This is a genomic window from Cognatiyoonia sediminum (assembly GCF_900129845.1).
Classification (GTDB): domain Bacteria; phylum Pseudomonadota; class Alphaproteobacteria; order Rhodobacterales; family Rhodobacteraceae; genus Cognatiyoonia; species Cognatiyoonia sediminum.
This window is the reverse complement of record NZ_FQXB01000004.1, coordinates 49305-69479: the sequence shown is the minus strand read 5'-3', so window position 1 is coordinate 69479 and position 20175 is coordinate 49305. Positions and strand designations below refer to the sequence as shown.

Sequence of the window (20175 nt, the reverse complement as noted above, 5' to 3'; positions counted from 1 at the left end):
CTTCACCGCACTAGATAACGCAGATGGCGGAAATGGCCAGAGCAGCAAGATCACGCATTCTCAACCAGCACATCAACGAAAGCCTGTCCAAACCGCTCAGAATATTTCTCTCCGATTAGCCGCGTCACAGCCTGCAAATCCGCATTCCGCAAACTGGCCACTTTCGCCAACATCGACGCGGAACAGGTCATCGGTTTCCCTGTCCCATCTTCGCCCCGCGCAAGCTCTGCCTGCACCGCCAACAATTGATCATAAACCGCGCCCTCACCGCGTCCCGCAAGTTTGCGCCGCGCTGGGTGCATGTCTTCTTGAGCACCCGCAATCACTTCAAGAAACGCTTTGCCATAGCTTTCCAGCTTCTTCGCGCCAACGCCGCCAATCTGGGCCATCTCATCGAGGTTTCGCGGCTTCTTTTCTGCCATCTCAATGAGCGTGCGATCATTAAAGATGATGTATGCGGGCGCATTCATCCGCTCCGCAAAGAACCGGCGCTTTGCCTTTAACGCAGAGAGCAACGGCGCGTCGTCCTCGCTCACCATCATGCGCACTTTCGGGCCGGTCTTAGCTGTCCGTACGGTATCAAGCCTCAACTCGATCTGAGCTTCGTTCCGCAAAAGCGGCAGCGCCTTATCAGTCATCACCAAAGCCCCGTGCCGCTCCGCATCTGGGCGCAATAGATCATGCCCCATCATCTGTCGAAAGATCACCTGCCACTGGCGCTTGTCATACTCTTTGCCAACACCAAAAGTCGGCAAAGCGTCATGCCCGCGTTCGCGCACCTTATCGGTCGACGTGCCCCGCAGAATGTCGATCAGATGCCCTGCGCCAAAGCGTTCGTCCGTCCGCAAGGCCGCAGATAATGCCATCCGCACCGGCTGCGTGCCATCAAAGACCTCGGGTGGCTTCTCACACAGATCGCAATGGCCACACGGCTCCGCTTCTTCGCCGAAATACCGCAACAGGCTCTGCCGCCTGCAACTCAAAGCTTCCGCTAATCCCAGCAAAGCATTCAACCGCCCATGATCCGCATCCCGCCGCTCTGGCGGAGCAAGCCCTTCGTCGATCTGCTGCCTGCGGTAACGGATGTCGTCAGGTCCGAACAGTGTCAGCGTTTCTGCCGGCGCACCATCGCGCCCCGCGCGCCCGATCTCCTGATAATAGGCCTCAATCGACTTCGGCAAATCCGCATGGGCGACCCAGCGGATATCGGGCTTATCAATGCCCATCCCAAAGGCCACGGTCGCGCAAACGATCAAACCGTCCTCTTGCTGGAACCGTCGTTCCACCTCACGCCGATCCTCAGCCTCCATCCCGCCATGATAGTGGCATGTCGAATGCCCCGCCTCAGCCAAAGCCCGCGCGAGCGTTTCGGTCTTGGCCCGCGTCCCGCAATAGACAATCCCCGACTGACCTTTCCGGGCGGTCGCAAAATTTAAAGTCTGCTGGCGCGGTTGGTCCTTGGCTGCAAAGGCCAAATGAATATTGGGTCGGTCAAAGCCGCGCAGAAACACCTCAACCTTGCGACTGGCAAAGAGCTTCGCAATGATCTCATCGCGCGTTTCCGCATCCGCTGTGGCAGTCAGCGCCACCAATGGCACGTCCAACGCCGCGCGCAGCTCCCCAATCCGCAAGTAATCTGGGCGAAAATCATGGCCCCATTGGCTCACACAGTGCGCCTCATCCACGGCGATCAGGCTGACATTGGCCCGATGCAACATCTGCGCAATACTGCCCGACGCCAACCGCTCCGGCGCCATGTAAAGCAGTTTCAGCGTACCCGCCTCCAACCGCTGCCAGACATAATCGGTCTCTTCCTGCGTGTTGCCGGACGTCAGCGCGCCAGCCTCAACCCCCGCTTCCTGCAGCCCGCGCACCTGATCGCGCATCAAGGCGATCAGTGGCGAAATCACCACCGTCACCCCATCACGCGCCAAAGCAGGAAGCTGAAAACAAAGTGACTTCCCCCCGCCCGTCGGCATTATGGCGAGCGTATCGCGGCCCGCGCAAACAGCCTCCACAATCTCACCCTGACCGGGGAGAAAATCATCAAAGCCAAATACGTCTGAAAGCAGCTGCAACGCTGTCATTTCAACCCTGTTTCTTCATGTTCTGCTCTTACTCTCAGTATCCGAAATGAAGGCATCCTTAACAAGACACAAACCTCGGACCCGCCCAAATCTTTTGAGCAAAAATACCTCCGCCGGAAGCATCCCACATTGCCAATCCACACCCAACGCTCTACCTCTTCGCCTTCAGGTAGGAGGATGAGATGGGCGAAGTTGTTTTGGTGCGGCACGGGCAGGCGAATTCTGCGGCCACCACAGAAGAAGACTACGACCGCCTGTCAGACCTCGGCCACCAGCAAGCCAAATGGCTCGGCGCGTGGATGAAGGACCACGAACAGCCCTTTGACCTCGCGATGAGCGGCAGCCTGCTGCGCCAAAAACAAACGCTAGCGAACATGGGGTTCACGGAGACGGACATCGATCCGCGCCTCAACGAGATCGCCTATTACGACCTCTCGGCAGAGATGAAATCCGTCTTTGGCCTCGAACAACTCAGCCCCGATGATTTTGTGACCCACTTCCCTAAAACGCTTGAGGCGTGGAAGAATAAAGACATCAAAGGGCATGAAACCTGGGAAGAGTTTAACACACGCGTGGCCGACGTCATGAACCTCGCCCGCCAACCCGGCAAACGCGTGCTCTGCGTGACTTCCGGCGGTGTCATCGCTGCGATAGTATCGCAGCTGCTCGACCTACCGATCCCGAAGTTTGCTCAGATTGCCACGCCGATTATGAACACCTCCGTTCACCGGATTTTGGTCACAGATCACGGACCAATGCTGGCCACCTTCAACAGCGCCCCGCATTTGGATGTGGCGGATAGGACCTATGCTAGAACGGTGTACTAGTTCTCAACTGGGTCTATCCCTCGTCACTAGAATCTAAGTCTGTTTTGGCCACTTTGACGATCATCTGTTATCCGATAAAGATTACCGATAGCTCACTGCGGATAAACAAAACATGAAAAACGCTCTAGCCCGATTGGCAATCTTGTCACTACTGGTGGCATACGGGTTAGCGTTTCAAAGTGAACGCCTTTCTCAACCGAGTGTTGCGTTGGTAGTATCAATTTTCGTGACTTATTGCATCGGCTACGAACTATACCGATTCTGGAAATTCTTGAGGAAAAACGGCGACTAGTAGTCAGCTGATTTAGCTCACTCACCAACCAATCACACGACCATCACTTCGCCCCAAAAAGCCGATAATACATCCAATCCGGCATAAATTGCGACAGACGGAAGACCCACGAGAACACCATCGGAAAGCTCTTTTTGAACGTATCGGTGTTCATGTGATCGAACATCTCTTTCGCGGCGTCTTCGACGGACATGATGAACGGCATGTTGAAATCGTTCTTGTCGGTCAGCCTCGTCTTGATGAAGCCCGGATTGACGAGTTGAACCTCAATCGGTGAGGTGCGCAAATCTGCCTGCATCGACTCACCCAAAGCCATCATGCCCGCTTTGGACGAGGCGTAGCCAATCGCGCCCGGTAACCCTCGGAACCCTGAGAGCGATCCTGTCAGCACGATATGCCCCGCGTTCTTAGCCACAAACTGCGGCATGACGGAGCCAACAACGCGGGACGCGCCAAGGAAGTTGATCTCTCCCATCAGGTCGGCTTTTTCGTTGTCCCATTCGGAGGCCTTCATCGGCCAATAGACACCGGCCAGATAGACCACACCGTCCAGCTCGCCAACTTCTGCCGCCGCAGCCTCAACTGCCGCGCGGTCCGCGACATCGACGGTCACAAAGGACGCCTTGCCTGGAAGCTCTTCCACAAGCGACTTCAACCGATCTTCAGACCGGGCAGAGACAATCACTTCGGCCCCTGCGCGCGACAGGGAAAACGCCAGCTCACGGCCCAAGCCTTCGCTGGCACCCACAAGCCAATAGCGTTTGCCAGCCCAGTTTCGCATTACTCGGCCGAGATCACTTTGGGTTCTGCTGGGCGCATTGTTGCGACCAATTCAGCAACCTTGATACCAAACTTGCGGAACTGACTGCGATTCATGATCGATCCGTTTTGCATCAGATACATCCAGTCGGTCACATCCAACACATGGCCACCAGCCTCTTCGGTGAGTTGCAGCTTGTAGTTCAACAGAACCGCAGAGCCTTTTTGCTGCCCACTACCCGCACCGATCACATCTGGCGCTTCGGCTTTGATACCGCCGTCATTGCCCAGCGTAAGGGTCCATTCACGGTTCTGAACATTGCCGCTGTCGTAGTGAAAGATCTCTTTCATCATGCAGACATTCCCTTCCCACGTGCAGTCGAACTGCGCCGTGAAACGGGAAGACACACGACCTGTGGGCCCGTAGATGATCCCTTCGCACTGGATCGGGCCGACGAACCGTTCGCGAATGTCGAATTGCGGGCCGTCCGCATAGTCGTCAGAGCTTTGACCCCAGAATGAGACGTATCGCTCTTTGAAGAACGTGGCGATCAGCATTAGGGCCGCGCCGATGATCAGATAGGGAAGAAACGACATTCGTTTATTCCTCCAATGTCGTGGTCGCCAAGATGGCGACAGCCACGAGTTTCAATATGCACGGTACCCCCGCATAGAGCACCGTCAGTGTGGTTAGGGCGCTTTCTGGCAGGTCTGTTTGACCTGCGGCGAACCCTGCATTCTCTAGTATCGGAAGCAAAATCACCGCCGCGAAGGCCAATGTGAACTTGCTGACCAGGGACCAAAGCCCAAAGCCCTGTCCGCCGTTGGGAGAGACGACAGACATCCGGCGCGCAAACATCGCAGGCAGAAGCGTAAGGTCCGCTCCGATGGTTGCTCCTGATAATACGCAGATAACGGCGAATTGGATTTCATCGCCGGTCGATAAAGTGAGCGCATAGGCAAAAGAGAGGATTGCGAGGGCCATTGCCGTCAAAAGTGTGCCTTTTGCGCCATAGCGCTGCGCCAGCTTTGACCAAAGCGGCGCGGAAATCGCCGCAGCAAGGAAGAAGAGGACCAACAGCGGGCCTTCCCAACCGACAGCGCCGAGGCGGGATTCTACGAAAAAGAGGAAAAGTGTGGAGGAGACCGCCAATGGGGTGGCATTGAAGAGAGCCAGAATGAGAAGCCTACGGGCCAATGGATCGGCAATGATCTCTCTGATTTCGGTTGGCTCGGTTTCAGTTCGCCCCGACCATTCCGGCCACATCCAAAGCGTGGCGACAGCGACGACGACAACAAAGCCACCTGCGAAAACGGCAAAGGGGTTTTCAGTCGAACCCATCATTATCGTCGGTGCAACGGCGGCGATACAAACGCCTAGCAATCCACCTGTTTCTCGCCAAGCCGCGAGGCGGACATGTCCACCGTGCACTTGCGAGGCTTTGCCGACGCCTTGTGCATAGAAATTGATGGTCAGAAAGCTGAATGCAGTGAACAGACCCGTAATCGTCAACCCAAACCACCAAATCGGATCGAACAGAGGATCGACAGCAAACAACCCCCACATCGAAACGGCCAAAAGAACCGCGCCCATGCTGACCCAGAAAGCCTTTCCCCCGCGCAAGCGTTCACTGATCCAGCCCAAAACAGGGTCTTGGACGACATCAAATAGGCGTAGTGCGAATAGAAGCGCACCAAGCGCCGTTAAGCTAACGCCATAAGTGTCGGCATAGTATTTTGGTGCGTAGATGTAGATTGGTAAGCCTGCGGCAGCGATCACAGCCGCGAACAGGCTGTAGGCCGGCAACCGCTGACCAAGCGCGTTCATCTGCTCACTTCTTCGGACGGGGCCACAGGTTGGGACCGGAACGTCGCCCCCTTGAACCACAATTTAAGCGCCTGCCAATGGATCAATGTGAGAACGCGTCGAGAACCGAAGGGACGCCGCACCACCGCCTCTAGGATCGACCGGTTGGTCAGTGGCTTGCGCGGGCCCTTCAGCGTCGCAACCAATCCACCGTTTCCGCGGGAATAGTCGATGTGGATCAGTATATCGGTCGCTTTTATGTCGAACCGGAAGGTGTAGCCGCCTTCAATAGGTTGAAAAGGAGAGACATGCATCAGCTTTTGCGCCTGTAGCGTTTCGTCCTTGGTGATCTCGCGCAGATCATCATGCGCGCAGAGGTACGAATGCCGGTCGCCGAATGTATTCGTGACTTCTGCAATCACGGCCTTGAGCGCGTATCCGTCATAGCACAGCCAGAAACTCACCGGATTGAACACATGCCCCAACACACGCGGTTGGGCCAGCAACTCGATCCGACCGTCCAAATGGATACCATGCGCCGACAAGACGTCGCGCACCCATTGCGCACCTTTGCCTTCCTTCGGCGGACCACCGTGGTCGCTGTCTTGCAGAGACATCAAAGAGGCTTTGTTGCGCGCAAAGAGTGTGGGTGCTTTCACCAATGCTTCTGCGTCCAAAAGTACATAATCAATGGAGTACCGAAACGCGTTTTTCACCGCGCCGCGGCGACCGTGGTAGGTCTCCCCACTGATATGTTCGACCGCGTTCACTCCGCCGCCATTTCCAGACGCTCAACCGCATTGAGAGCGTGAACGACGTCATAGGCTGAGGACAATCCGTCCTCGTGGAAACCATTTTTCATCCACGCTCCGCAGAACCAAGTCCGGTTTGATCCGTTCATCGCGGCAGCCTGTTCTTGCGCGGCCAAGGCGGCGTTGTCGTAAACTGGGTGGCGCAACGTGCATTCATCCCAAATCAGCTCTTCACGGATCTGGCGGGTTGAATTCAATGTCACCATAAACTGCTGATCTTGCGGGATATTTTGTAGGGAGTTCATCCAGTAGGTCAGGTCGATCTGATCGGTCTTCTTGTCTTTATCCTCTGTATAAATCCAAGACGACCAAACCGCACGACGTTTTGGCATAATCGACGTGTCGGAGTGTAGGACAACTTTGTTCGGCTGATACCGAACGGCACCAAGCGTTGCTTGTTCCGTTGGCGTCGGATCAGCCAACATTTTCAAGGTGTCGTCTGAGTGTGTCGCAAATACAACCTCATCAAACATCTCCCACTCAGACCCATAGGTCTTAACCTGAACACCAAATGGTGTGCGCTGCACCGCATTGATCGGAGCCGCCAATCTGACGTCAACGCCGCGGCGATCCATGTCTGCGCCAAGTCGGGCGACATACTGCTCTGAACCACCCTTCACGGTGTACCATTGGTGCTGACCCGTCGCCGCAAGGAGCGCGTGGTTGTCAAAGAACTTCAGCAAGGCATGAGCTGGGAAATCCATGATCTTTTGCTTGGGCGTCGACCAAATCGCACCGGAGAACGGCAAAATGTAGTGGTCGCGGAAAAAATCACTCAGGCGCAGCTTTTCCATCAAGCCGCCAATGGTCATGCCGTCTTCTTTGCTGGCCTCTAACCCGTGTTTGTTGAACACCGTCAGATCACGGATCATACGGTAATACTTCGGGCTGACCAAATTTCGACGCGTGGCAAACAAGGCGTTGAGGCTTGCCAACCCGTATTCCAAGCGACCCCCATCAAAGGACGCGCCAAAGCTCATGTTGCTTTTCATTACCGGCACGTCGAGGTGATCGAAAAGCTTCACCAAATTTGGGTAGTTCACGTAGTTGTAAACGATGAACCCGGTATCGACAGGCGTGTCGCGGTTTGGCCCCGCCATCTTAGTGCGCGCATGGCCGCCCAAACGGTCTTCGGCTTCAAACAGAACAACACGATGGTCTTTGGCCAGCAGATGCGCCGCCCCCATTCCTGAAATCCCAGCCCCAATCACAGCAATTTTTCGTGGCGCTGCGGTTCCAGTCTCAAACGGCATATTTGGTCTTCCTTGTCACCCAAGTCTTGGTTTGGGCTTCTTACGGCCCATGACGTAGAGCGGATGAAAAAGAAGGACACAAAAAAGTTTGATCCAATAAGAATTTAGCGTCGTAACGATTATATGTTAATGTCATCACGAGAGACGGACAAAGCGGGTGCAGAGCTGGTTCTGGACCGCAAACCGCATCACCAGGGGGTGAAGCGCCGTTCCGTGAGGTCGGAAACTGTGACGGATACTGAAGCGAACACGCGGCTGATGTGGGTGACCCAGATCTACGCCGTGCGCGATACGCAGGACAAAGAGGCTTTTGCCGAATTGTTCAGCCATTTCGCGCCCCGTGTGAAATCGTTTTTGATGAAGTCAGGCGCAAGCCACGATGTGGCAGAAGAATGCGCACAAGATGTAATGGCCACCCTGTGGCGCAAGGCCCATATGTTTGATCCGGCCAAAGCGAGCGTGTCGACGTGGATCTTCACCATCGCACGGAACCGGCGGATCGACATGCTGCGCAAGCAGCGACGGCCTGAGCCAGAGGATTTGCCATGGGGTCCTGAAGCAGAGCCAGATCAGGCAGACGCTATGGCCCTACAAGAAGAAACAGATCAGTTGGGTCAAGCTTTGGCCCAGCTGCCCGAGAAACAAAGGACGTTGATTGAGAAAGCCTACTTTGGCGATCTCTCACATAGCGAAATAGCAGCCGAGACGGGGTTGCCTTTAGGGACAATCAAATCACGTATTAGATTGGCTCTCGAACGGCTCCGCCACGCAATGAAATGATGACGACGATGAAACAGATAAAACACCACCTCACTGACGAACTGCTGATGGGCTATGCAGCAGGCACATTGCCAGAAGCGTTCAACCTTGTTGTGGCAACGCATATCTCCATGTGTGACGAATGCCGCGCGGCATTGGCAGAGTATGAAGCCGTTGGCGGCGAAGTGATGATGTCGGGCGAGCCCGTGGAGCTGTCAGAAGACAGCCTTGAAGCAACGCTTGCATTGATCGCGGATAATGCGTTCCGGAAGGAAGAGGCGAAGTCAGCGGCGAAAACCTCTGACATTCCTGCACCATTGCAAGACTATATTGGCGGCGGATTAGAAGACGTGAAATGGCGCAAAATTGGTGGCGGTGTCAGCCAGATGATTTTGCCAACATCGAAAGATGCCACGGTGCGTTTGCTTAAAATCCCAGGCGGAACCGCGGTGCCGGATCACGGCCACAACGGAACGGAACTGACGCTGGTTCTGAAGGGGGCCTTTGCTGACGAAGAGGACACGTTCAGCGCGGGCGACGTTGAAGTTGCAAACGAAGATTTGCAGCATACACCTGTCGCCGCTCCGGGCGAGGATTGTATTTGCCTCGCGGCAACGGACGCCCCGTTGAAGTTCAACGCCTTCCTGCCACGTATTGCCCAAAAGTTTGTGCGTATTTGATGTAGCTCCAAACCATCTAAGTGTGCACCGAAAAGGCCCCTGATTTCAGGGGTCTTTTCTATTTGATCAACCCGATATGCCGCGCGGCGCCCATAAGATCCTGCGCTATCGAATGACCCAGCGCTCTGACCTCTTCTGTCGGTTCAACCATATCAGGGATTTGAACCGCCCGCGCGCCCGAGGCGACCGCCGCTCGGATGCCAGTATTGCTGTCCTCAAAAGCTGCGCATTTTGTAATATCCACGCCAAGGGCCTCAGCCGCTCGAAGGTAAATTTCAGGCGCTGGCTTGCCCTTGCTCACCTGCTCCCCGCCGATGACGACATCAAAGAACTCCGCAATTCCCGCCCGTTCCAAATGATCAATGGCGAAAAATGTTCGGGTTGAGGTTGCGACGGCGCAAGGGACTTTAGCCTCTGCAACGCGCTGCAATGTTTCTCTGACCGTTGCCTGCAGTGGCATCTCTTTTTCTAACGCTTTAACGGTATGGTGGCTCCAAGCCTCGTTGAACGCCGCAACATCGATGTGAACGCCAAGCCTTTCGTCCATGATCTGCGCGCTGTCTTTTGCGCGTAAGCCGACCATGCGGCGAAAAATCGGATCGAGTTCATCTGGAAACGGAAATCGAAGGTCTTCTGCGGCCTGTAAGAACGTGCGCAAATAGACCCGCTCGGTGTCCAACAGCAAACCATCCATGTCGAAAAGGGCAGCGGCGTACATGGAATTTATGATTTGGGGGATGCCAGCGGCACGACCTTCGGATCATCATCCTTTGCCAGTTCTTCGAAATCGAAGTTGTCCAACCGGCGCGCCCGCTTTCCAGCCTTCTCCGCGCTGATCTTGATCTCTGTGATGTCCTTCGCCGCTTGGCTAAAATGGCGATCGAGGTTCTCCACTCGCGCGCCAAGTCGATCAACATCGCCGTAAAGTAGGCTCAGTTCCTTACGAATAGCCCCCGCCTGTTCCCGCATCCGCGCGTCTTTCAAGATCGCGCGCATCGTGTTCAACGTGGCCATACATGTTGTTGGTGAGACAATCCAAACGCGGGCGGCAAAACCATCGCGGATGAGTTCAGGGAAATTGGCGTGAAGCTCTGCGTAAACAGCTTCCGACGGCAAAAACATTAACGCACCGTCAGCGGTTTCGCCTTCAAGGATATATTTCTCGGAAATCGCTTTGATGTGGTGTTTGACCGACGATCGCATGAGCTTCGCCGCCTCATTGACCTCCCAATCATTCGTCGCATTCCGCAAAGCCTCATAGGCCTCCAACGGGAATTTGCTGTCGATCACAATCGGCCCCGGTGGGTTCGGAAGATGGATCAAACAGTCCGCCCGTTTGCCGTTCGATAGGGTCGCCTGAAGCGCATAGCTGTCGCTCGGCAAGGCCTTCGACACGATGTCATTGAGTTGGATTTCTCCAAATGCCCCGCGGGTCTGCTTGTTCGAGAGAATGTCCTGCAAAGACAGCACGTCGCCTGAGAGCTTAGTGATATTCTCCTGCGCCTTGTCGATGGTTTGCAACCGCTGCTGAAGCTCCCCCAGCGACTGCGCAGTGCGTTGTGCGCTGGCCGATAGGTTCTGGCCCATCGCTTCATTCACCTGCGCCAAGCGCTGTTCCATCAGTTGCAAGGTTTGGGCCTGCTGTTGCGCCTGCGCTTCTGAGACGGAGTTAAGACCACCGAAAAGCTGTTGTTGACCATTCGACAACTCATTCACACGGCTGCCCAGCCCGCCCATCTGGCTGGCAAGGTGTTGCGTCATCAACGCCGATTGCCCTGCACGCCGCACAGAGACAATCAAGAGGATCACAACCAGCAACAGAACGACAGCAGCGCCCAGCGCCAGCAAAACGATGGGATCACTCAATTCATAGGTCGTACCACCAAGCGTAATCATGTGCGCCCAAACAGCCTTTCGATGTCGGAGAGTTGTAGTTCCACATAGGTCGGGCGCCCGTGGTTGCATTGGCCAGACAGCGGCGTGGCTTCCATATCACGCAATAGCGCATTCATCTCTGCACCCTGCATCCGGCGGCCCGATCGGATCGACCCATGGCAGGCCACTCGGCTGAGGATAGCCTCGATTTTCGATTGCACCTTTGCGCTGTCACCCTGATCCGCCAGTTCATCCAGAATGTCGCGGATCATAGCCTCGGCATTCACTTCGCCTAGGATCGCAGGCGTTTCACGCACGGCAATCGCGCCACCACCGAAAGGTTCCAAGGTTAAGCCGAGGCGCGAGAGGTCATCGGCAATCTCCATCAAGGACGCGGCCTCATTTTCCGTCATCTCGACGATTTCAGGAATCAACAACGCCTGCGCGGCAACGCCGTTTTCTGCCATCTGCGTCTTGAGCTTTTCATAAACCAACCGTTCATGAGCGGCATGTTGATCAACGATCACAATCCCTGCTTCGGTCTGCGCGATGATATAATTCTCATGGACCTGCGCACGAGCCGCACCGAGCGGATTGGCCTCTAGCGGGGCCTCTTCCACAACCGGCTCAGGCGCCGGCTCAATCCGCGCGGAGGGTTCTTCCATGAACGCGGGAGCTTGCGCCTGAAACGTCATCGAACGCGCGGTGAAGCTGGGGCGGTCCATCTGATACACCCGTGCGGCAGGTTTCTCTGGCTGGATTGCGCCTAGAGTGGCCGTTGCAACAGTGGTCGAGGCACGGTGCCCCGCTTCTGCCAAGGCGTGGCGCAGGCCAGACACAATCAGCCCGCGCACGGTTCCAGGATCGCGGAACCGAACCTCTGATTTCGCGGGATGGACGTTCACATCAACCAACGTCGGATCACAATCGATGAACAGCGCAGCCACCGGATGACGGTCGCGGCTCAGCACATCCATATAGGCCGCACGCAATGCTCCGAGCAGCATCTTGTCTCGAACCGGTCGACCATTCACGAACAAGAACTGCGCAACAGCCGCGCCGCGTGAGTAGGTCGGCAGAGCGGCATAGCCTGTAAGATGAAACTCGTCGCGTTCGGTGTCGATGGGCAGCGCATTTTCCGCAAACTCTTTGCCCAAGACCGCACGCAAGCGTCCATGCAACGCATCGAACATATCACCGGTTTCGGCACCAGCGCGGAAGGTTACACGGCGATCGCCGCCCGATACGTCCACCAGCGTGAAGCCGATGAACGGTTCCGCCATGGCCAAGCGTTTGACCACATCTGTGATCGCTTGGTTCTCTGCGCGGTCGGTGCGCAGGAATTTCAAGCGCGCCGGTGTGGCGTAGAAAAGATCGCGCAGTTCAACCACCGTGCCCTTGGACAAAGCCGCAGGTTTCACGGCCGACATTGCACCACCCGCAACGGTAATCTCTGCCGCATCGCCTTCAGTACGGCTGGTAATGGTCAACCGGCCGACCGCACCAAGCGAAGGCAAAGCCTCCCCCCGAAATCCAAAACTATGAATGTTCAGCAGATCGGAGCCATCAATCTTCGACGTTGCGTGTCGTGACAAGGCAAGCGGCAAATCCTCTGCCGCGATCCCGCAGCCGTCATCTGTGACCCGAATCAGCGTCTTACCCCCATCGGCAATTGCAACCTCAATCCGTGTCGCACCTGCATCGATGGCATTCTCAACCAGTTCCTTCACTGCGGATGCTGGCCGTTCCACAACTTCACCCGCCGCAATCCGGTTGATTGCGGCCTCATCCAGCTGCCGAATGAGGGGTCTAGCCTGTATTTGGGGGTCAGCAAGGTTCATGCCACTAGGTGTAGCATGAACCCACGCGATTCTGCGAGCGGGATTATTCGGTTGTTTCCAACCCGACAGGCTGTCCAACGACCACGAAATGCAGTGCCTCTGGGTCAAGCAATTCACCCGCAACGCGGTTGATATCATCCAAGGTCACTTCCTCAACATAACCATTCCGGTTGATCACATAGTCGGACGGCAAGCCGGTCATCTGCATGCCCGCTAGGATCGATGCGATCTCTGCGTTGCCATCAAACCGCAGCGGGTATTCGCCCGTGATGAACTTCTTCGCGTCGGCCAGTTCTTCCGCTGTCATGCCTTCTTCGGCCATCCGCGCCCATTCGGCTTTGGTGACTTCAATCGCGTCGGCAATGGTTTCATTCGAGGAGGCAACCGATCCTAGGTAAAGCTCAGCATGGAACTTCGGGATCAAATAGGTGCCGATACCATAGGTCAGACCGCGTTTTTCGCGCACTTCGGTGGTTAGGCGGGATTCAAAACCACCCGCGCCTAAGACGTGGTTGATGATGTAGGCAGCAAAGAAATCGTCATCATCGCGCTTGATGCCCTTGTGACCAAACAGCGCCACGGACTGGGGCGTTTCATAATCGATGACCGTGATACCCGGCCCAAGACCGAAATCGACATACTCTGGCAAAGCAGGACCCGATTCCGGCAAATCACCCAGGAGATCATCAACAAGCGCGCCAAGCTCTTCCTGCGTGATATCGCCCACCGCGCTGACGAACATGCGGTCGCGGGTCAAAGCGGCCTCATGTGCGTCCAAGATGTCTTCGCGGGTCAACGCATTTACGCTTTCAATCGTGCCATCTTGGGAACTGCCATAGGGATGATCACCAAAGGCCGCTGCATCAAAGGCTGATCCGGCAATACGGTTCGGGTTCTTGGCGTCCGAATTGATGCCGGAAATGATCTGCGCCCGCACTCGATCAATCGCGGATTGGTCAAAGCGAGGGTTCACCAATGCTTCGCGCAGCAAAGCGACCGCTTCATCACGGTTTTCGGTCAGAAACTCGGCCGAGATCGAAATCGTATCATCAAACGCGCGGAAACCGTAACTCGCGGCGAGGTTTTCACGGGCTGTCTGGAACGCCTGCGCATCCATATCGCCCGCACCTTCTTCGATCAGCGCCATCATCAGATTAGTCGCACCACGCTTACCGGGCGCATCCAGCGCTGAACCGCCACGAATGCGGATTTCCAGCGCTGTGAAGGGGATCGAATCTTCTTCGACCATCCAGACGTCGATGCCGCCGGGTGAGGTAAACTCTTCAATCTCGATCGCAGCACTCGCCGTGGTCGCACCGAAGACAAAGCAAAGGGAAAGGAACAAACGCCGCATCAAATCGCATCCTCTTCTGTCGCCACGACCCATCCGGTCACAGCCCGTTTTCTATCCAATACCTTTTCAGCCACCGCTTTGATGTCTTCCTCGGTCACAGCTTGAAGAATGTCCGGCCATGCCTGCACATCCTCAACTGTCAGACTTTGCGACAATGCCGCACCATAGCGGCGAGCAAGGCCCTGTACGTTGTCTTTGGCATAAATCTCTGACGCGCGCAGTTGAGTGCGGATGGACTCCAACCGCTCCGGATCAATCGGAGCTTCCATAAAGTCCGCGATCACTTGATCCATTGCTGCCTCCGCTTCGGAAAGCGTGACACCTTCGGACGGCACAATGGACAGTCCGAACGTGCTGGTATCAAGCGAGCTGCCGGAATAGCCGGCATTCGTATAAACGGCCGTATCTGTATCAAATTGCAAAGCGACACCCAGCGCAGATGTAAAGGGCGACCCGCCCAATAGTTCGGCCAGATAGACCAAGGCTGCTGCTTCTTCCTGTGCACCCGGATCACGCTCAGGGGCAAGGTACGTGCGCGTCAGGTAAGGCTGCGAGACGCGTTGATCCACATACGTTAAGCGACGTTCCGCCCGATGTGGCGGCTCTGACGGGCGTTCACGTTCTGGCAGGTTCGCCTCCGCAGGAAGGACGCCATAATACTTCTCCGCCAATTCTTTGACCTCATCCGGCTCCACATCGCCGGCGACAACCAAGATCGCGTTGTTTGGCGCATAGTAGAGATCATAGAAATCGAGAACGTCTTGCAGGTCCAACTGCTCCATCTCGTGCTGCCAACCGATGATTGGGACACCGTAACGATGGTTCTGGTACAAGGCCGCACGGAACTGTTCATTCGCTAATGCCCCAGCGCTGTTTTCAGTGCGTTGATTACGCTCTTCCAAAATCACGCCGCGTTCGGGGATCACATCTGCATCGGTGATCTGAAGGTTGTTCATCCGGTTGGCTTCCATCTCCATCATCAGCTCAAGCCGATCGGCGGCGACACGTTGGAAATAAGCCGTGTAGTCATAGCTGGTGAAGGCATTGTCCGATCCGCCATTGGCTGCAACGGTGGCCGAGAATTCACCAGCCTCCAGCATATCGGTGCCTTTGAACATCAGATGCTCTAGAAAATGCGCGATGCCAGAAACGCCCTCCGGCTCATCTGCTGACCCGACGCGATACCAAAGCATATGAACAACAACGGGTGCGCGATGATCCTCGATCACCACGACTTCCATGCCGTTGTCCAAATCAAAAGTCGTGACTTCCTCTGCCGCAGCCGTCAGGGGCGCGGCGCTCAATGCCAAAGCGGCAAGTAATCTGCGCATTACAAATCCTTGAACGTTTGTCTTTGGATTGAACTTACGTCAGATCACGCAGCCTTCAAGTGCACCAACGAGGTTGTGAGGGCGCGCGATTAACGCGGCGGAGCGGAAGGTGTCGCCACTCCGGCCGCGCGGAAACGGTCCAATTCGCCATATGCATTCAAGGCTTGGCTGGCGTAGGTTTGGTAATATCGATCCCGGCCCAGCACATTAAAGACGTTCAAAATCCGCCCTCTTTGGCGGAACGCCTCATCTTCTGCGGCCAAAACAGGCCGAATATCGGCTTGGGTGCCGTAGCGCGAGGCGCGGGCGACGAGTGCGCTATCGCTGGCTGGTATTCCTCCTGCAAATGCTCTGGCTGGCGAACCACCAAGGGCCACAACCGCATTCGCATTTGGGTTAATGTCTGTTCGATTGCTCCCGCCAGGGGTCGGGGTCGGCAATGCGAGCGTTTCGGGGATTTCCAAAGGCGCGCTTGGCACGACGGAGAACTCGTCAGGACCCCCTGTACTGGACCGCAAATCGCGGAGACCGCGCTCCCCCGCGCATCCCATTAATGCCACCGCTGTAAGGGCACAAAATACTACCCGCATAACGCCTTCTCACTCTTTTTCAGCATCAATAACCGATCCATGCCTTAAGGTCACGCGCGAGATTATGTCTTCTTTGGTTTTGAGGCGTCCTTTGGGTCAGGAGCAAACGCCAAACCAATCGCGCCAACGAAAATCGCAATGTCAGCGACGTTGAACGCGTAAGGATTCACAATGCCGCAGCAGGTCACATTCAAGAAATCCGCGACAGCACCGTAGACCAATCGATCGATCACGTTTCCCAAAGCTCCGCCAACCAGAAGGCCACCCGCGATATAACCCATGCGTGTCGCACCAGATCGGTGCAGCCAAATCAAGACACCAACGGTGATCGCCAATGCGACGGCGATCAGAACCCATTTCATGTCAAATTCAGAGAATAGGCCGAAATTGACACCGCGGTTCCAGGCCATGCGGAACTCCACAAACCCGGGGACAACGGTCAACCGCCCTTCCGTGAGGTTTGGCAGGTCAAGCCATTGCACGATCAGCCATTTCGAGAGCTGATCGACCGCAAAGACCCAAAACGCTGTCCAGTAAAGTAATCGCATACTGCCCTAGTGCCGGAAATGGCGCATCCCTGTAAAGACCATCGCGATACCAGCTTCATCTGCGGCAGCGATCACCTCATCATCGCGCATGGAGCCACCAGGCTGAATCACACAAGTTGCCCCAGCTGCCGCGGCTTCGAGAAGGCCATCAGCAAAGGGGAAGAACGCGTCAGATGCGACCGCGGAGCCCTTTGTCAGCGGTTCAGGTAGGTCCATCGCCTCCGCCATGCGCTCTGCCTTCTTCGCAGCGATCAAAGCACTGTCGAGGCGGGACATCTGGCCTGCGCCAACGCCGACGGTTGCTTTGTCTTTTACGTAGACAATAGCGTTGGATTTGACGTGTTTGGCGACTTTCCACGCGAACAAAAGGTCATCCATCTGCTCGGCCGTCGGTTTCACCTTGGTCACGACTTTCAGGTCATCCATGCCGACGTAGCCGTTGTCGTTGTCCTGTACCAGCATGCCGCCAGCGACTTGGCGGTAGGTCAAACCGCCCTCCCGTGTGTTAGGCAGACCTTCGGTTGTCAGCAAACGCAGATTTTTCTTAGCCGCAAACACGGCCTTTGCAGCGTCGGACGCACCGGGGGCGATGACCACTTCGGTGAAGATCCCTGTGATCTCTTTCGCGGTTTCTTCATCCAACGGCACGTTCATTGCGATGATGCCGCCGAACGCACTGGTGCGGTCACAGTCAAAGGCATTTCGGTACGCTTCGAGCAACGTCACACCTTTAGCGACACCGCAAGGATTGGCGTGTTTGATAATCGCGACGGCGGGGCTGTCGGCTGGGTCAAACTCTGCCACCAACTCAAACGCTGCGTCTGTGTCGTTGATGTTGTTATACGACAGCTCTTTCCCTTGATGCTGTACCGCAGTCGCAACGCCAGGGCGTCCTGTTCCATCCGTATAGAAACTCGCCGTCTGATGCGGGTTTTCGCCGTAGCGTAGCGTTTGCGCGATGGAGCCTGCAAAGCTGCGACGACGAGGCGCGTCAGCCCCGATGGCTCCGGCCATCCAAGTACTGACGGCGGTGTCATAGGCCGCAGTACGCGCATAGGCTGTTTGCGCTAGGCGCTGGCGCAAGGCTAGCGTGGTCTGACCACCGTTCGCATCCAGTTCAGCCAGCAAATCCGCGTAATCTTCAACATCCGTGACAACGTTCACAAACGCATGGTTCTTGGCAGCAGAACGAATCATCGCAGGGCCGCCAATGTCGATGTTCTCGATGCAGGTATCAAAATCCGCGCCTTTGGCGACGGTTTCTTCGAACGGGTAAAGATTCACGACCAACAGGTCGATTTCGCCAATCCCATGTTCCTCCATCGCGGCGACATGGCCATCATTGTCCCGCCGCGCCAAAAGCCCGCCATGCACAACAGGGTGCAACGTCTTAACGCGCCCATCCATCATCTCCGGGAACCCAGTGACCTCGGCCACATCCTTCACATCCAATCCCGCATCGCGCATCGCCTGCGCCGAGCCGCCGGTAGAGAGCAGTTCAACACCATGACCAGCCAAAGCTTTGGCCAAATCAATCATGCCGGTTTTGTCAGAAACAGAAATCAGTGCGCGGCGCACTGGGTGAAGGTCGGTCATGGATCATCCCCCGATAAACCTAGTCATCCAATGCCGCTGGCTCCTCTGCCACCGCAAGGTCACGCACCACATCCGGCGTATCCTGCGCCTTGGCCAACGACCAGCGAACGCGGGTCGCATAGTTCATTGTGCGCCCAGATAAAACCATCTGTTTGGTTGCACGCGGCTTTAATCGCCCGTTTTCGAGATAAACAGAGGGTTCAAGCGTTAATTCTGCGCTTCCATCATGCCGAAAGACCCAAATTTCACCAGATTTCAGAGCAAGCGAGATCGCCGCACCGCCAAGATCAAGCACCGCATCCACATCAGGGTGAAGGTGAAAGCGAATGGAAAAAGGCACGCCGAGAAGGTTGCTTTGATCCACAGCCTTGGCGAAACGATCTTCGTCATCCTCCGACAGTGTAGTTATCAGATCCTCGCCAACTAGGCCGCGACCGTCAGTGGTGATGTCAATGGTGCGCGCGTGCGTCAGCCCATGGGTCAACTGATACCCGTTGTGAGAAAGCTCGATCCGTTCGCCGTCTCCGAGTTTGCTAAACTCACACTGAACGCGCTTGGGTCGATCGATCAACAATTCCTGCCCGCTGTTCAGAATACGGCTCGGTTTTCCAAGGCGGGACGAGGAATACCCCTCTAGCCCCAATGTCGAATGGCTGGGAGTGGCGCGCCCCGCCCTACGCCATTCCGGCCCAAAGCTAGCCCCAGACCCGCAGTTCACGATCAAAGACCGACGCCCTGACGTCAGTTCAAAAGAAAGCGTAGACGCGTGACCATTGACCGACGCCTCACCCTGCGGCGGCGGAGCGGCATCCACGACCAAAGAGAGCCTGCCGGGGCTGAGGCGCGCGAAGCCCATGTGTAACCCTTCGCTTGGCAGGTCTTTGTTGCCAGAGAGCGCAAGCGCGTTGTCCAAACGCCCATCCATCCCGCGCCCACCGCCATGGAACCGCGCTAGTCCACCGTCGCTATGGCGCAGCGCGCGCAAGGTCGGGGCGATACGGGCAATGGCGTCATGAACCGATTGCGGTGGGGTCATGTCGGATTCCGAAATCGCCAGAACCGCCCAGTTCAGCAGTGTGAAGACTTCTAACAAGGCTTCCGGATTACGCGTTGCGATGCCTCCGCGCGCGTCGATCTCTGTCTCGCAATCCTTTGCCAGAGCTGCAATCGCAGGCTCAACGTGCCGTTCCATACCTTCGAGAGACAGACCGGCATAAATCATGCCCGTCACAGCCTCAAACCGAGCCAAACCCGGCGTGGCCGTTTGCCAACGGCGTGAGAGGAAAATCGTCTGCTGCCCCAAACTGCGGAAAAACCGCAACGAGGCCTCGGTGTCAGCACCGCGCAGAAGAAAAAGCCCATGGTTGATCCAACGGATCAATCGCCGTCCAACAAGATCAGGCGTCCATCCATCGGATTTGCCATTTCCATAGCGTGTGATCCAATCCTGAACCCAAGCTTGCGCCTTGGCGCGGGCCCTCGAATCCGCAATCGCGGCCAGATCGTCGAGCCAGGTGCAGCCATGCATCTCCTCCAACACCAAAGCGCTGCGATTGCCCGCATCCCACAGCGATGCGCTAGGCGCTTCAGTCAGCGTTCCGGCAAACAGAAAATTCCCTGCAAGAAGCTGCCGACCCCGCGCCACGCGCCCAATTGTGCGCGGTTCGGGTTGCTGCACAAAGGCCGTCGCGGGCTTGGCCCGAGCGGCGCGGCGGGCATGAACGCGGTGCATATACGCCGTGCGGCGGGCACGCCATGTCTGCG

18 protein-coding genes are annotated in these 20175 nt (G+C 56.2%); 3 read left to right on the top strand and 15 right to left on the bottom strand.

Annotated features, from left to right (window positions below):
• Positions 1 to 50: 50 nt before the first annotated feature.
• On the bottom strand, positions 51 to 2087 hold the full coding sequence (gene recQ / locus BUA85_RS12580) for a DNA helicase RecQ (protein ID WP_072901651.1): 2037 nt from the start codon (positions 2085 to 2087) through the stop codon (positions 51 to 53).
• Between the two features lie 182 nt (positions 2088 to 2269).
• Here recQ and BUA85_RS12575 point away from each other — a divergent pair, with 182 nt between their 5' ends.
• Positions 2270 to 2914, top strand: a complete 645-nt coding sequence (locus BUA85_RS12575) for a histidine phosphatase family protein (protein WP_072901649.1) — start codon at positions 2270 to 2272, stop codon at positions 2912 to 2914.
• A gap of 335 nt (positions 2915 to 3249) precedes the next feature.
• Here the strand turns inward: BUA85_RS12575 and BUA85_RS12570 are convergent, their stop codons facing one another.
• Genes BUA85_RS12570 through BUA85_RS12550 form a run of 5 tightly spaced genes read right to left on the bottom strand, consistent with a single transcriptional unit; the run spans position 3250 to position 7837 of the window.
• Positions 3250 to 3987, bottom strand: coding sequence for an SDR family NAD(P)-dependent oxidoreductase (locus BUA85_RS12570; protein WP_072901647.1), 738 nt, complete (start codon positions 3985 to 3987; stop codon positions 3250 to 3252).
• Positions 3987 to 4562 carry a DUF3833 family protein gene (locus tag BUA85_RS12565; protein WP_072901646.1) on the bottom strand — a complete coding sequence of 192 codons (576 nt, stop codon included), beginning with the start codon at positions 4560 to 4562 and terminating at the stop codon, positions 3987 to 3989. Before BUA85_RS12565 ends, BUA85_RS12570 begins: the two co-directional genes overlap by 1 nt.
• Positions 4563 to 4566: 4 nt before the next feature.
• Complete coding sequence (locus BUA85_RS12560; protein ID WP_072901644.1) at positions 4567 to 5793, bottom strand: MFS transporter; 1227 nt, start codon at positions 5791 to 5793, stop codon at positions 4567 to 4569.
• Positions 5790 to 6542: a DUF1365 domain-containing protein gene (locus BUA85_RS12555; protein ID WP_072901643.1), complete on the bottom strand. Its 753-nt coding sequence runs from the start codon at positions 6540 to 6542 to the stop codon at positions 5790 to 5792. The genes BUA85_RS12560 and BUA85_RS12555 overlap by 4 nt, the downstream gene beginning before the upstream one ends.
• Entirely contained in the window at positions 6539 to 7837 is a 1299-nt protein-coding gene (locus BUA85_RS12550; RefSeq protein ID WP_072901641.1) for an NAD(P)/FAD-dependent oxidoreductase, read from the bottom strand. The genes BUA85_RS12555 and BUA85_RS12550 overlap by 4 nt, the downstream gene beginning before the upstream one ends.
• A 258-nt stretch (positions 7838 to 8095) precedes the next feature.
• Between BUA85_RS12550 and BUA85_RS12545 the strand changes: the two genes are divergently transcribed.
• Both BUA85_RS12545 and BUA85_RS12540 read left to right on the top strand, forming a co-directional pair.
• The gene (locus tag BUA85_RS12545) at positions 8096 to 8617 is read left to right on the top strand and encodes a sigma-70 family RNA polymerase sigma factor (protein WP_072901888.1); all 522 of its coding nucleotides are present in this window, start codon (positions 8096 to 8098) and stop codon (positions 8615 to 8617) included.
• Positions 8618 to 8625: 8 nt separating this feature from the next.
• Positions 8626 to 9276, top strand: coding sequence for a ChrR family anti-sigma-E factor (locus BUA85_RS12540; protein WP_072901889.1), 651 nt, complete (start codon positions 8626 to 8628; stop codon positions 9274 to 9276).
• A gap of 58 nt (positions 9277 to 9334) precedes the next feature.
• Here BUA85_RS12540 and BUA85_RS12535 read toward each other — a convergent pair whose 3' ends face one another.
• From BUA85_RS12535 to BUA85_RS12495, 9 genes are all read right to left on the bottom strand, one after another.
• Positions 9335 to 9994: an HAD family hydrolase gene (locus tag BUA85_RS12535; protein WP_072901639.1), complete on the bottom strand. Its 660-nt coding sequence runs from the start codon at positions 9992 to 9994 to the stop codon at positions 9335 to 9337.
• Between the two features lie 5 nt (positions 9995 to 9999).
• A complete protein-coding gene (locus BUA85_RS12530) occupies positions 10000 to 11172 on the bottom strand; it encodes a DNA recombination protein RmuC (RefSeq protein WP_072901637.1) in 1173 nt (390 codons plus the stop codon).
• Positions 11169 to 12992: a DNA mismatch repair endonuclease MutL gene (mutL, locus tag BUA85_RS12525; protein WP_072901634.1), complete on the bottom strand. Its 1824-nt coding sequence runs from the start codon at positions 12990 to 12992 to the stop codon at positions 11169 to 11171. Before mutL ends, BUA85_RS12530 begins: the two co-directional genes overlap by 4 nt.
• Before the next feature lie 43 nt (positions 12993 to 13035).
• Positions 13036 to 14346 carry a M16 family metallopeptidase gene (locus tag BUA85_RS12520; RefSeq protein WP_072901632.1) on the bottom strand — a complete coding sequence of 437 codons (1311 nt, stop codon included), beginning with the start codon at positions 14344 to 14346 and terminating at the stop codon, positions 13036 to 13038.
• Positions 14346 to 15677: a M16 family metallopeptidase gene (locus BUA85_RS12515; protein ID WP_072901630.1), complete on the bottom strand. Its 1332-nt coding sequence runs from the start codon at positions 15675 to 15677 to the stop codon at positions 14346 to 14348. The genes BUA85_RS12520 and BUA85_RS12515 overlap by 1 nt, the downstream gene beginning before the upstream one ends.
• Before the next feature lie 89 nt (positions 15678 to 15766).
• Positions 15767 to 16267: a DUF3035 domain-containing protein gene (locus BUA85_RS12510; RefSeq protein WP_072901629.1), complete on the bottom strand. Its 501-nt coding sequence runs from the start codon at positions 16265 to 16267 to the stop codon at positions 15767 to 15769.
• A gap of 62 nt (positions 16268 to 16329) precedes the next feature.
• The gene (gene lspA / locus BUA85_RS12505; protein ID WP_072901627.1) at positions 16330 to 16815 is read right to left on the bottom strand and encodes a signal peptidase II; all 486 of its coding nucleotides are present in this window, start codon (positions 16813 to 16815) and stop codon (positions 16330 to 16332) included.
• 6 nt (positions 16816 to 16821) lie between these two features.
• Positions 16822 to 18411, bottom strand: a complete 1590-nt coding sequence (gene purH / locus BUA85_RS12500; RefSeq protein WP_072901624.1) for a bifunctional phosphoribosylaminoimidazolecarboxamide formyltransferase/IMP cyclohydrolase — start codon at positions 18409 to 18411, stop codon at positions 16822 to 16824.
• Between the two features lie 19 nt (positions 18412 to 18430).
• Complete coding sequence (locus tag BUA85_RS12495; protein ID WP_072901622.1) at positions 18431 to 20143, bottom strand: heparinase II/III family protein; 1713 nt, start codon at positions 20141 to 20143, stop codon at positions 18431 to 18433.
• Positions 20144 to 20175 lie beyond the last annotated feature (32 nt).

Bases quoted from the DNA above. Each gene is read 5' to 3' on its own strand.
- recQ (WP_072901651.1), bottom strand. From the start codon at position 2,087: ATGACAGCGTTGCAGCTGCTTTCAGACGTATTTGGCTTTGATGATTTT.
- BUA85_RS12575 (WP_072901649.1), top strand. From the start codon at position 2,270: ATGGGCGAAGTTGTTTTGGTGCGGCACGGGCAGGCGAATTCTGCGGCC.
- BUA85_RS12570 (WP_072901647.1), bottom strand. From the start codon at position 3,987: ATGCGAAACTGGGCTGGCAAACGCTATTGGCTTGTGGGTGCCAGCGAA.
- BUA85_RS12565 (WP_072901646.1), bottom strand. From the start codon at position 4,562: ATGTCGTTTCTTCCCTATCTGATCATCGGCGCGGCCCTAATGCTGATC.
- BUA85_RS12560 (WP_072901644.1), bottom strand. From the start codon at position 5,793: ATGAACGCGCTTGGTCAGCGGTTGCCGGCCTACAGCCTGTTCGCGGCT.
- BUA85_RS12550 (WP_072901641.1), bottom strand. From the start codon at position 7,837: ATGCCGTTTGAGACTGGAACCGCAGCGCCACGAAAAATTGCTGTGATT.
- BUA85_RS12545 (WP_072901888.1), top strand. From the start codon at position 8,096: ATGTGGGTGACCCAGATCTACGCCGTGCGCGATACGCAGGACAAAGAG.
- BUA85_RS12540 (WP_072901889.1), top strand. From the start codon at position 8,626: ATGAAACAGATAAAACACCACCTCACTGACGAACTGCTGATGGGCTAT.
- BUA85_RS12535 (WP_072901639.1), bottom strand. From the start codon at position 9,994: ATGTACGCCGCTGCCCTTTTCGACATGGATGGTTTGCTGTTGGACACC.
- BUA85_RS12530 (WP_072901637.1), bottom strand. From the start codon at position 11,172: ATGATTACGCTTGGTGGTACGACCTATGAATTGAGTGATCCCATCGTT.
- mutL (WP_072901634.1), bottom strand. From the start codon at position 12,992: ATGAACCTTGCTGACCCCCAAATACAGGCTAGACCCCTCATTCGGCAG.
- BUA85_RS12520 (WP_072901632.1), bottom strand. From the start codon at position 14,346: ATGCGGCGTTTGTTCCTTTCCCTTTGCTTTGTCTTCGGTGCGACCACG.
- BUA85_RS12515 (WP_072901630.1), bottom strand. From the start codon at position 15,677: ATGCGCAGATTACTTGCCGCTTTGGCATTGAGCGCCGCGCCCCTGACG.
- BUA85_RS12510 (WP_072901629.1), bottom strand. From the start codon at position 16,267: ATGCGGGTAGTATTTTGTGCCCTTACAGCGGTGGCATTAATGGGATGC.
- lspA (WP_072901627.1), bottom strand. From the start codon at position 16,815: ATGCGATTACTTTACTGGACAGCGTTTTGGGTCTTTGCGGTCGATCAG.
- purH (WP_072901624.1), bottom strand. From the start codon at position 18,411: ATGACCGACCTTCACCCAGTGCGCCGCGCACTGATTTCTGTTTCTGAC.
- BUA85_RS12495 (WP_072901622.1), bottom strand. From the start codon at position 20,143: ATGCACCGCGTTCATGCCCGCCGCGCCGCTCGGGCCAAGCCCGCGACG.